The 11,698-nt window shown below is 35.6% G+C and carries 16 protein-coding genes; 4 read left to right on the forward strand and 12 right to left on the reverse strand.

Annotated features, from left to right (window positions below; genetic code table 11):
- Positions 1-199 precede the first annotated feature (199 nt).
- The 6 genes from BBA02S_RS18640 to BBA02S_RS18665 all read right to left on the reverse strand — a co-directional run bounded on the left by BBA02S_RS18640 (position 200) and on the right by BBA02S_RS18665 (position 3,565).
- Entirely contained in the window at positions 200-643 is a 444-nt protein-coding gene (locus BBA02S_RS18640; protein WP_052477260.1) for a DUF4304 domain-containing protein, read from the reverse strand.
- 145 nt (positions 644-788) lie between these two features.
- Positions 789-1,154 carry an Imm40 family immunity protein gene (gene imm40 / locus BBA02S_RS18645; RefSeq protein WP_041113385.1) on the reverse strand — a complete coding sequence of 122 codons (366 nt, stop codon included), beginning with the start codon at positions 1,152-1,154 and terminating at the stop codon, positions 789-791.
- 100 nt (positions 1,155-1,254) lie between these two features.
- Complete coding sequence (locus BBA02S_RS18650) at positions 1,255-1,869, reverse strand: hypothetical protein (RefSeq protein WP_041113384.1); 615 nt, start codon at positions 1,867-1,869, stop codon at positions 1,255-1,257.
- Positions 1,870-1,992: 123 nt separating this feature from the next.
- The gene (locus tag BBA02S_RS18655) at positions 1,993-2,214 is read right to left on the reverse strand and encodes a hypothetical protein (RefSeq protein ID WP_041113383.1); all 222 of its coding nucleotides are present in this window, start codon (positions 2,212-2,214) and stop codon (positions 1,993-1,995) included.
- 168 nt (positions 2,215-2,382) lie between these two features.
- Positions 2,383-2,892 carry a hypothetical protein gene (locus tag BBA02S_RS18660; protein WP_156136590.1) on the reverse strand — a complete coding sequence of 170 codons (510 nt, stop codon included), beginning with the start codon at positions 2,890-2,892 and terminating at the stop codon, positions 2,383-2,385.
- 268 nt (positions 2,893-3,160) lie between these two features.
- Positions 3,161-3,565 (reverse strand): hypothetical protein, encoded by a 405-nt coding sequence (locus BBA02S_RS18665; RefSeq protein ID WP_041113382.1) that lies wholly within the window; start codon positions 3,563-3,565, stop codon positions 3,161-3,163.
- A 204-nt stretch (positions 3,566-3,769) separates the two neighbouring features.
- On the opposite strand from BBA02S_RS18665, the gene BBA02S_RS18670 reads away from it, so the two are divergent.
- Positions 3,770-4,342 carry a hypothetical protein gene (locus BBA02S_RS18670; protein WP_052475102.1) on the forward strand — a complete coding sequence of 191 codons (573 nt, stop codon included), beginning with the start codon at positions 3,770-3,772 and terminating at the stop codon, positions 4,340-4,342.
- Between the two features lie 109 nt (positions 4,343-4,451).
- Here the strand turns inward: BBA02S_RS18670 and BBA02S_RS18675 are convergent, their stop codons facing one another.
- The 4 genes from BBA02S_RS18675 to BBA02S_RS18685 form a co-directional block, all read right to left on the reverse strand.
- Entirely contained in the window at positions 4,452-4,715 is a 264-nt protein-coding gene (locus BBA02S_RS18675; protein ID WP_041096576.1) for a hypothetical protein, read from the reverse strand.
- Between the two features lie 113 nt (positions 4,716-4,828).
- Positions 4,829-6,097: a hypothetical protein gene (locus tag BBA02S_RS18680; protein WP_041113381.1), complete on the reverse strand. Its 1,269-nt coding sequence runs from the start codon at positions 6,095-6,097 to the stop codon at positions 4,829-4,831.
- Positions 6,098-6,525: 428 nt separating this feature from the next.
- Positions 6,526-6,696 carry a YfhD family protein gene (locus tag BBA02S_RS20860; protein WP_231557151.1) on the reverse strand — a complete coding sequence of 57 codons (171 nt, stop codon included), beginning with the start codon at positions 6,694-6,696 and terminating at the stop codon, positions 6,526-6,528.
- Positions 6,697-6,822: 126 nt separating this feature from the next.
- Complete coding sequence (locus tag BBA02S_RS18685; RefSeq protein WP_041096580.1) at positions 6,823-7,068, reverse strand: hypothetical protein; 246 nt, start codon at positions 7,066-7,068, stop codon at positions 6,823-6,825.
- 374 nt (positions 7,069-7,442) lie between these two features.
- On the opposite strand from BBA02S_RS18685, the gene BBA02S_RS18690 reads away from it, so the two are divergent.
- Complete coding sequence (locus tag BBA02S_RS18690; protein ID WP_041113380.1) at positions 7,443-7,874, forward strand: DUF5301 domain-containing protein; 432 nt, start codon at positions 7,443-7,445, stop codon at positions 7,872-7,874.
- Positions 7,875-8,052: 178 nt separating this feature from the next.
- Here BBA02S_RS18690 and BBA02S_RS18695 read toward each other — a convergent pair whose 3' ends face one another.
- Positions 8,053-8,376: a DUF3139 domain-containing protein gene (locus BBA02S_RS18695; protein ID WP_041113379.1), complete on the reverse strand. Its 324-nt coding sequence runs from the start codon at positions 8,374-8,376 to the stop codon at positions 8,053-8,055.
- A gap of 507 nt (positions 8,377-8,883) precedes the next feature.
- A complete protein-coding gene (locus BBA02S_RS18700; RefSeq protein WP_041096586.1) occupies positions 8,884-9,363 on the reverse strand; it encodes a hypothetical protein in 480 nt (159 codons plus the stop codon).
- A gap of 275 nt (positions 9,364-9,638) precedes the next feature.
- Between BBA02S_RS18700 and BBA02S_RS18705 the strand changes: the two genes are divergently transcribed.
- Positions 9,639-11,060 (forward strand): S8 family serine peptidase, encoded by a 1,422-nt coding sequence (locus BBA02S_RS18705; protein WP_052477259.1) that lies wholly within the window; start codon positions 9,639-9,641, stop codon positions 11,058-11,060.
- Between the two features lie 98 nt (positions 11,061-11,158).
- Positions 11,159-11,620 carry a YrvL family regulatory protein gene (locus tag BBA02S_RS18710; protein ID WP_052475104.1) on the forward strand — a complete coding sequence of 154 codons (462 nt, stop codon included), beginning with the start codon at positions 11,159-11,161 and terminating at the stop codon, positions 11,618-11,620.
- The last annotated feature ends 78 nt before the right edge of the window (positions 11,621-11,698 follow it).

Raw genomic sequence — 11,698 nt, forward strand, 5'->3', positions numbered from 1 at the left:
TTACAAGGAAAAATAAGAACAAAGGAAGAAATAAAACCCATATCAAAAGTTTAAACTTCATAAAATTCACATTTTCGATTTCATCATTACAACTATCCGTGAAGGTTCTTGTTTCTTCTTTACCATTCGAGCATGGTATGTTCCTCTAAATTTTTCTGATCGCCTATTCACTAAGCCTGCTAGATAAACTATTTTTATCTTATCCTATATTTAGAATCCCGCGAACTTCAGGGGACACAGAGTTTTCTAAACCAGAGTATTTAATGAATAGATTTCTTAATCCCTTCGTATCTAGCGATGGCTCTATATTCTCTTTATATTCTTTTTCCAAGGAGAATTTTAAAATCTCTTCGGTTAGTTTATCATTGTCCAAATCAAATTCCGGCATTGATTTATCCTCAATGAATGCTCTCATTCGTAACTTAATATCAGTATTACCCAAGTTTACATTTTTATTGTTATCATGGAGTTGCATTATGATAAACCCATAATTAATGTAATAGCTATTTGAGAAATTAGATTTCTGTAAATCAATTACTACAAGTGTATCCACTCCTTCCTTAATAAAAAACTTTCTTTGTTTTTTAAAACCCTGCATTAACAAGGATTGGTGAATACTTTCTTTAAAGTTTTTCTTATCCATTTTTTCGCTCCTCAGTAATATAGCGCCATCCTCTAAATCAACACAACTACGCACAGATTTTCTCCATTCGGAATTCACAGTCGTACTAGTTCCATGGTTATAAATGTATTTGACTATCGTCTAACTGAAAAGAGTATAAATTTATTCAAGATGGTTTTATCTTTTTAATAAGCGCTTTTTTGGCATATACAAGTGAATAACAATAATTAGCGCCGTTCTTTAAGTAATAATTATTGATGTATGACATTGTTATTTTCTGACATTCATCTACATAGTCACTCCATGCCATGCCAGATTTTCTATCGATGTACCAGCTATCATATGTTGGCTCTTTTTGATTATGCTCAACCCTATACACATCACCACCAAGAATAGCAAGATCATTTTGCTTTAAAAATTGAATGACAGCCTGCGCATCTTCCCATTTCCAAGCTACCTCTTTTATTCCAAGCTCTTCAAGAGATATTGCTGAATTTCGTATTATAGTAGGTAACTGAATGGTTCCGCTCATTTTTACACTCCTATTTTTAATTATTAAAGCCAGCCGCACTGATCCTATTCTTTAGGGTTAGCACTTTAATGTTGTTTAGAATACTCTTCTTATTCTTCTTTCACTTTCCTGAAATGCTAGAAACGTAAACTGTTTCATTGGAAAGGCCGAAAACCCTATCACCTGATGTAAAAATATGATCTAGCTTAAGCCGATGTTTGTTCTCATCACACAATGTTACTTTACACTGTTCTCTTGTTTGTAAATGCATCCAAAAAATGTCCTCTTCCGTTCCAATTACTGCTTCATCTTTTCCTACGGAAATCCAATCCACCAAGCCGACATCTAGTTCACCCCAGCAATAGACCGTTTCGCTACATTTACCGTTTTGGTCATACAAAAAGGCATTGTCTTCCTCATCTTTTGAAAGATCACTTACAAACAAGAAATGTTCATGAATAATTTGAAAAAAGTCGATTTCCTTATTCAAACTAAAATAGTATGTTCTTTTGCCTTCATTTAGATAATAATCAACTTTATATTTTAAATCGTCTAACTCATATAATACATAAACACATCCATTTATATCAGCGTCTATATATTTTAATGGATCTTTCAAATTAATATCGCAATATTTGTTGAATATAAGTTTGTTTTTCATTGTACTACCTTCCATTTTTAATCGCATGTCAATCATCAAGGACAGAGAACTTTTCCCTTCAAATACGCTTTTCACCTTCTGTCCCTCTACTCAATGTCTCCTCGTTATGCTGCAGTCTATTTTTGAAACTCCTCCCGTAAGCTCCCCTTACAACTTCTATCCTTTTCTTTGTATAAAAAAGACCTGCAACCGCAAGCCTTAAACTCTTCTCATCGTTATTTTCATAATTACCCAAGCAATTCCCGTGACCATGGACAGCAAGGTAAAAAACACTCCCAAATTAATTCCTAATTGGATGAAAAAATCTGCCTGGTACTTATTGCCTGTGTATTCTGCCGTTCCAGCGATTACACCGCAGATTAAAATCTCTACTATTAGACAGATAAGCGAAATCCAAAATGCTCTTGCAACAAATTTCATGTGCTCCCCCTATTAACAGCTATTGCTAATCGTTTATCTTATCATTATCTATTTGGCAAATGGTTACAACGGATTGGTTACTCATTGGATACTAATAACTATAATACGTACAATGTACTGTTTTTGAATTCAAAAACACACCTTATATGTTAAATGTTCAGTGTCAGATTATTCATTTGCCTTTATTGGAATAACTTCAAGTAAGGAAAATGGGGCTTCATGAATAGAGAAAAATAAACGGGACGTATCAAATATGCGTAAGTCTCTTTCTAGTCCATCTCCTTTTAGTTGTATTTTTTCAATTGATATATCTGAGGCTTTACCTGCTAGTATAGGAACATTTAATCCAGTTTCAGTTTCAAACTCAAAACCTACGGTTGAATAAGGGCTATCCCCTTCAAATCCGCTGTAGGCTCTATTTCTATACCAGCTAAAACCTTCTTCACTTTCGGTTATGCTAGCAACACCTAATGCTCGCTCAAACTCATAAAAGACAACAGTCTCTCCTTTAAAATCCTCAATGGATAAAATCGCTGTTTCGTTTGTCCCCTCTTGCTTTAATCCATAGTGAATCGCTTTTTCCTTTGTATCGTACCACTGGGTAGCATCCTCCTCTTGACTGCAGCCTGTTAAAGCAATCAAGCATGAAACAACTATCAAATAAACTATTTTTCTCAACCCTGCACCTCCGTTCATCATCCTAACAAAAAGCACAATTGTTTCTTCTCATTCCCCTAAGTTTCTTACCTCACGCCTACAAGCTGATTTATTTGTATCAGAAGGCATTCTTCTTTATAGCCAAAATTTCGAAAAGCTAGGGTTGCTGCTATTTCTTATCTGTTTGATATTTGTAGTCTAGGGCGATCAATATCTGGTTCTTTTAAACCGATGAAAGATCCTTTTCAACCCTCTATCGGCGGAAAGAAGAAAAACTGAATACACCTCATCATCTTCTTTTTTCGTATACCTCATCTATAAATTCTTTGATATCCATCAGGTCATGAACCCACTCTAATCTAATGAAAACTTCATGGGGCTTTTCCCTGATCTGCATCTCACTTCTTTCATAAACTTTCCCGAGCCGCTTGTCTACTTTCCCTTGCATCTCAAGACCTTGTCCATCAGCTCTTTCGCCAATATGCAAGACTAAAGTCGGACCCCCAATGTTCATCAACGTAGCAAATTTATCAGTCGGGATGCCATCACTTCTCTTTTTCTTATAACCATATACGAAGCCCTTATTGGCCAATGTTCTTTCAGCCAATTTCTCGCTTACGAAATAAGCATCTAATGCTAACCCTTTTAACTCTTTTTTCTTGAAATTTCTTTTGATGTTTTCAAGCAACGGCATTGTCAGTTCTCCTAACATATACATATTAAATGATAAGGATGATTGTATTTAATAAGTTCTATAGACGTATTATGCTGAAATGATTTCGAGCACCTTGTTACTGCCTGTCGACTACTGGATATAGAATCTCCAATCGTTTTATAGAATAAATAGAAGAGGAGAGGAACTTTTTCACATTTCAACACTTAGAAAGGGTGAATGCAAATGGAGAATTTATTAAAAAGTTGCCTGGGCTGTTTGGGTCTCTTCATTTTATTATCACTCGTCATTGGTGGGTGTACTTCCTATTTCAGCATAAAAGAATATGATAAAACAAACGTATCCGTTAGTGAGAAGGCTGGGGAAGAAACGTCCAATCATGAGGCTGACGAGGCAGTAAGCAAAGAAAAAGGAAATTGGCAATCGAAACTCCAAGAGGTAGCCGCTTCCAGTAAAACAAAAACAGAAAAATTGAATGAAGTCAGCTTTTATGCTCAAGGTTATAAGGCTAGTGGCAGCGAGCGCACAGAGTTTGAGAATCACATCGTGAATGAATATAAAACCGGTAAGTATCTGGCAGATATAGAAAATGATGAGTATATGTTGACGAATCTTTTTAAGGCTAAGGTCGTCAATACTCACTACAATCACCAAGGACAAAAAAATACGCCGATTGCTCTCTTCGCTTTGGATTTTTGGCAAAACACAAAGTATACGTATCAACGCATTCTTGATGCAGATAGTCATGAAGTTCAAGCGAATGAAGAACAGATGGATAAGGCTTTGGCGAAGAGGTAATCACTAACTAAAGAACTTCCGCTGAAGAAATTGGTTTCAGCGGGAGTTTCGCTGTTTGATTATGTTAATAAATTCTATGGCGCTAAAACACCCATTAACCTAAAAAAGATTATTTTTTTAACGCATCCACAAATTGTTTAGCATCTATCATTGACATTCCTTTTTCTTCTCTTAGATACTTGATGGTTTTGATGTCACCTAGAGTTCTTAATTTCTCACTTGCCAAGGCAATCAGCTCCTCCTTGTGTTCAATAGGAGTTAACTTCTTGTTCTCTTCTCTTAACACATTGATTTTCTTAGATTGTCCAAAAATTATAATTAAAAAGGCCACGTTTAAAATCAGGGATGCCAGTAAACCCAAGTGAATATCCACTATTAAGCCTCCATTCTTGATGCATGATCATGATTTTTGGATAGCGATAGATGTCACCTTATTCATTAGCCTCCTGATGGAGCTTAGAAGTATAAATAAACCATCATTTTATATTATAGGTCGCTTAATTCAATCACTTCCCCGCTATCAGCTTTGACTGCATAGTGACAATCTAACTTTCCACATAAAACATAGCTGCCTTGCTCAAAATCATATACATAACATAGTGTCAGTTCAATGAAGTCTTTTAGTTTCTCAAATGCTTCCTCTTTGGCGACCTTTATTTGATCCGACTCTTTAAAATCTTGATAGATGTCTAAAAACGGCCTATTATCCATGTAATTCAACACTTCATAAGTCTTGGAGTCAATGAACAGCCTTATTTTCCGCTTAAATACACGTTCTTTCTGTTCCTTTATCTGGAATGCTGCCTGGATGTATCCCTTCTCCCGATGCAGCGACTTTAATAGCCATTTTCCTGAGTCATTAGGATATTCTTGACTAAAAAACTGTTGTATGGCACTGATACATTGGTTTATCTCTTCTCCTGTGATCGGCTGCAAATCTGGATGTGCTTCACAACGAAAGGCTTGCTCAGGTGTGATATGTTCAACGAAAGCTAATTCTTTCCTATGAAAAGGCTGCTGAATTTGAAGGTCCCATTCAATCACTTGATCTATTTGCAAGAGAGATTTCTCATATACAAACTGTTCAAAAGGCAGCGTGGAAAAACAATCGTTTTTTATATAAATCTCCTCGATTGCAAAAGCATGAACGAGTCTCTCTTCTTCCATAACTGGAAATTCAATCAGCTTCAACTGTTCCTTTGCCAATCCCTCTATTTGTTCAAATGACAGTTCATATGTTGCTTCCATAATGAATGCGGGGGAAGGAAATTGTCCGATAACAGAAAATAAAATCAGCTTTCCATCCTGATCAAGCTTCAATTCAATAGAACCAGAAGGAGCTACGGCCATGCCATCGATACACGCCTTAAAATAGATCTCTCTTTCTTCTTCCTTCCAGAACTCAAACTCCTTTTCATAAGTCAATCCTGTTTCCTGTTCGATCCACTCGATGATTTTTTCCTTATGGCTTAAGTCAAATGCCTTTTCATGAGCATAAGATATTCCTCCAACAAAAATCACACTGCTGGCCTTTCTTGAATGGATATCTATCTCGATAGAAGCGGTTCCTTCTGGATTAAGATCTTGATCATCCCAGTTTTTCATGGAATTTGGAAACCATTCCATACTCAGCGTATACACCGTATCATTAAAAACCGTAGGATGGCGGTGAATGTTCCATGTATGTAGATAGTATTCTACTAACCCATACTTTTCTCTTGTAAAATCAATTAAATCTTTAATTCTCTTATCCATCTCAATCTCCTTCGGTTTCTGCTATTACCCCCACTTAAACTTAACTTCTCGCAGCACCATCCAGATTAACCATAATAAACACTGTTTTTCTTCATTTAGATAGGTGTCCAAGTAATCACTCAAAAATTAAATTCCCTGGAACCCCCTCATTCTGCGCCACGCTTTTCCTTTAAAGGCAAGATTACAAGCTAGTCTTCTCTATCTTTGTTTTAAACATATAAAGCGGTTCCTTATACCCAATTATATACATTTTAACCACAAAAAAACAACAGGATAGACCGTTCCTATCGTAAGGATCTTTGCTATCAACATTATTTTCTAAATAAAATGGTCCATATTTTTAAACAGCCTGTTTCTTATTTTTATTAAATGAAAAACACCGCATACTAGTCGGTGTTTTTCATAATCAAAGGAATCGCTCTTTGATTTTAACGTTCCTGATTCTTTTGCTCCCGTTCAGCTTTAGCATCATCCCATTCATTTAACTCACGGGAAAATTCTTCATCCACTTTGCCTGGAGGTATTTTTAAGTTTTTTGGTGTCTGCGGTAAAGAACTTGAGTTGTTGCCGCTTGTTTGATGATCGTCTCTTCCCATCATAAAGCCTCCTTTTAAATATTTTCGTTCTTTAAAAGTATGGCTGAGTCACTTCATTTTAATGTAAGAATTCTTTAAATGAAAAACGCTTTACTTGCGGCTGCCCTTCCTCCTCCCGGCCTGTAACCGCTATTCCTCTTGAATAAATTTTACTGCATCATACCCGCAATGATTGCAGTACATTAAATGTGGACAGATCTGCTTTTTCGCTGTATCGGAATAACCATCGCCCATTTTTACCGTTTCTTCATCATTGTAATGACCGTATGGGTCCAAAAAATCAGACACCTTTCCTTTGTCTTCTAATGAGGAATGGCATTCTGGACAGGATAATTCAATTTCCTTAAATGCATTACATACAGGACACAGTTTCATTCGAATCACCTCTTTATTCTTTCTCATTCAGTATCTATTCTTTTAACCAATAATATGTAAGGCATAAAAGGATAGCTGATATCAGACACACATCAGACCAGTTATTTCATTTAATGCGGGGCTGAAAACTTCAGCTCACCGTTCATCATTCCACGCTGTATATTAGAGTAGCTTCGTGCAAGAACCAATGGTCTTTCTCATGCTTTTCAAATTGATAAGATTTCTCCAATGTAGTGAGAACCATCTATTTTATGGCTTTTTTTAAGCCTTCTATCCCATCATCAACCTTTAATTCAAAATACAACCGTAAGCTAACTTCTTTTAAATAAATTATGTTAAAGTTGTAATAATAACCCAAAAGGAAGGAGCCTGCCATGAGAAAGCTATGGATTGCCCTGTTTATAGCAGCCATTCTTATCGGTCTTTATTTTGTTATAAATAATGAAAGGTCTACTTCTCTTCAAGAGTTATTTAAAGATGAGGGGATAACTAGCGCTAATATTACTTCAATTGAGGTGGATAAACCTTTGACTTCTGAAGAGACGACGGTTACAGACCCTAATAAAATCAATAAAATAACAAACAACTTACTTCATACTCCACTAAAGAAAAACAGATACAATAAGGTAAAAGATTTTTCTCAATCCTATTGGATAACCATCTTTGCTAACGGTGAAAGGCGACTCGGAATCACTTATTACGATTCTGGTTTTGTATCCGTTTTTACTTTTCAAGACAGCAAGCATTATAATTATAAAATCGCTGATCATTCTGATATAAGTACTATCAAAGGCTTGTTTAAATAAACAGCTCGTTTAAACAAGCCGGCTAATGTGTAAAACCACACAAGGGAACTCCTGCATATTGGAGTTCCCTTATTCATTCTATAGCTTTTAGACGGAGTCAGACATATAGTTCTTAAACAACACCACTTCATCTTTTTTAAAATCAGGAGTATCTATCGTTTTATAAAGACCAGCCTTCTTAAGGAGATGTAGTTCCCACATAAACAACTTCTTTCTTTTTAGGGGTTTTCCATCCGTATAGAATCGCCGTCCCAGTATCTTTTTTGAAGACAACGGAAGCATCATAAGGGCGAGTACCGCCTTTAAAGTAAGCATATTTAATAGTAATACTTTCAACATCCTTTGATGAGTAGCCTTCTTCTTGGAGTTTCCAAACGACAGCTTCTAATAATTCTTCACGTTCTGTTCTTTCACCAAACATTAATCTCTGATAAAGCATATAGCATAGGATAACAACAAAGCATAAAATTAACATGCCCATCAATGTTTTTTTGAGATTCATCCTCGTGTTCATCTCCATGTAATATATTTTTCTTTATTGCTGATGAAAAGCGCTCTACCTATGCTCTACATGTACATTCACCTTCAACGAGACCTGTATTTGGAATAAACGTTTACAGTGTAATATTACACTTTTTGTTTTTTCCAAACAAGGGAAATATCGGAAATAATGATTGGCCTGAACGCTTTGCTTACTTGCTACAGAATTTTCCCTATTCCCACACATTAAAGAGCTGCAGCCTTATCAAACCATTTCATTATGAAGTTTAAGCTGCCTCCGCTCTTACAGAGAGCAAAAAGTATCTATACAAACAAAAAAGAATTTATTTACAGGTGATTTCGAAACGATAATTTTCATAGGGCATGGGTCGCCTAACTGGAGTGAGACAAAGAGCTTGGTCATTATAGCTCGGAAAATGAGGAAAGCCTGGGCTTTGATAAATGCCCAGGCCATTGTATATTCATAAAACGATAGATGATATCAATCTATTATACTGTGAATCTGTTTTTATAAAATGTATTTGACAATAAAATCGGCAATCATATCCGCGTATTTGTCTGGAACCCCTGCTTTAGTTAAGGCGTTCGCTATCCCCCACCATGAATAGGTTTCAAGAGTATCCATTGCGTTATTGATCTTAGGGCCGTATTTTTTTACAGCATCACGAACCGCTTTAATAGGAATAGTATCTGCATGATCAACCATAAATTTAACCGCCTTTTTGACAGCTGCGAGTTTCCACTCAGGAGTCACTTCTCCTGTTTCTTTTACTTGGGTTTTTACATAAATGCTATATCGAGTGAGCTCTTTCTGCGACACTTTTTCTGCTTTTATCGCTTTGTCTAACTCATTATTTGACGTTGTTAATGTATGTTGTGTTTGATCTAGCTGATAGGTTTCAGATGGTGAAGCAGCAGCAGGTGAAACAAAAACACCAAACAAAAGTGACGAACTTAATGCCAATGTCAGAGCTTTTTTAGCTTTCATCAATGATCCCTCTTTCTTCTAATTTTTTAACCATTCGTGAATCTTGTTCACAATTTATACGGTATCATATCATTTGGATAAATTGGGTAATTAAACAAAAAATTTACATAAAACAAAAAATTTTAACAAAACATCAAAAACTTCACTTTTCAATTTGGTTTTTATTCCTTTCGAGAAATCTTTATCCAATTTTTACAATACATCTCATTTTTCTATATATTTGCATGCTATAATCATTGCTGTTTGGAAAATTAAACTTGTATAGGAGGAAGAAAATGCATTTACGTAAAAAATATCTGATCATCTTTCTGAGTATTGGTTTCACATTAGCCCTATTTCCAGTTTCCAGTTCTGCTGACTCAAACAATACGGATACAGCAGAAAGAAATAATGTTCAAGAAAACTATACATATTTATTAAAAAACCCGGAACAAACTATAGAAGTTTTAAAGATAATTAAAAAACACTCCCCATCCCTCACCGCAACAGCCATTGAAGAAATTGGATTAGTGTCTGTCGAAAACCCTAAACATATCGATGTAAGCAAAGTCCAACATAAAATCGCGTCCTATGTAGATAGCCAAGGAGAGCTGCCTAATTTAATTCCACCTTACGAAGGGACTGTTTCATCCAATAAAATTCTAAAGGCAGCACAGAGATCCACACTCAACGACTTTCAAAATTCTAACAAGGTTCATGCTAAAAACACATATCCGCCACTAAGTTCCGAAAACTTTACATCTTTTAATTGGTATTTAAAGGATGTAACAAGTAATTACAGGAGTTTATCTATTGATAAAGGGGAACACTCGACCATTGCTTTAATAGATAGTGGAATAGATATAAAACACCCTTTAATAAAAGAAAATATTGATCTAACATTAGCTAAAAATTATAGTGCAGGTCATATGGACGTGACTGATGAGTTAGGCCATGGCACCAGTATTGCCGGAATTTTATCAAATATTGCTCCGCAGACAAAAATCATTCCTTATAAAGTAGTTGGAAGTACAGAAGGAAAATCATTATGGGTGATTAATGCTATTATCGATGCAGCTAATGATGGCAATGATGTCATTAACTTAAGTGTCGGTACTTATTTGATCAAATCAGAAAAAGAAGATAAGTTATTGATCAAAGCCTATAAAAAAGCTGTAAAATACGCAAAAAGAAAAGGCTCTGTTGTGATAGCCTCTGCCGGGAATGATGGATTTGATCTGGATGAATTAAAAGAATTTAAATTTAAGCATTTACCTGGCGGATTACAAGATGCCATAACAGTTTCCAGTAATACAAAGGACAATACCCTAGCCTATTATTCAAACTTTGGTAAAGAAGTGGATTTCTCCGCACCTGGCGGCTCCCTTCTTGACCATGATGGAGCTGAGCGTGCAAATGAAATGATCATCACCACTTTTCCCATTCATCAAATGAATACACCTTTAGATCAATCCCTTGGAATTCCTCAAGGATACACATTAACTGAAGGCACGAGTTATGCAGTACCACAAGTCAGCGCTGCGGCAGCCCTTATGATTTCAGAGCATACAGAACGAACAGGCAAGAATCCTTCTGTGAACAAAGTGATTAAATATCTAGAGAAAGGAAGTTTTGACATTGGCAAGCCTGGCAGAGACAACTATTTTGGAGCGGGAAAAGTGAATGCCTACCGTTCCTTAATAAGGATAAATAAATAAAATTAAGCGGGGAAGCTTTTTTAGGTTCTGTGTATAAAGTTTAATTAAAAATCCGGAAGAACCATTCCCTGTCTTATTTAACCATATAGAAAAATCATTTGAAGGAGGCAATTTATATCAATAAATTTAAGACTGCCGGTATTTCTATTTCTATCGTTCTGGTCATATTACTCTTTATTGCTTTTTTTGAATATATCTTTTTAAGAATAATAGGCTTCCAATATCATTCATTATGGGATGTAGTATTGTTCTTTGCTTTATATTTATTCCTTGAAATCCCCCTGGCCTTTATTACAGATGCTATTCCAAAAGCTTTAAAATCTGTTGGCATACTCCAAACGAGTAAAGGGTGGGCATTATTTATTTTGAATACCACTCTGACCTTTTTACTGATTGAAGTAATCGATAATTTCATGATAAATATTGAAATTGAGTGGCAAGGAACGCTCATATTTGCATTGGTTACTGGGTTTATTGGTTGGAGATTAAAAAAAGACGAGGATGAGCCGCCAGACATTGACAGTGAGGAGTTTAAAAAAATAAACAATAGATTCAAATAAATGATCTAGTTAACATGATGACTCTATTAGACAGCCCCTGCTTCAATCCTCCCTTGTTAAATAAGGGGGGATTTCAGA

It is taken from the genome of Bacillus badius NBRC 15713 (assembly GCF_001591605.1).
Lineage (GTDB): Bacteria > Bacillota > Bacilli > Bacillales > Domibacillaceae > Pseudobacillus > Pseudobacillus badius.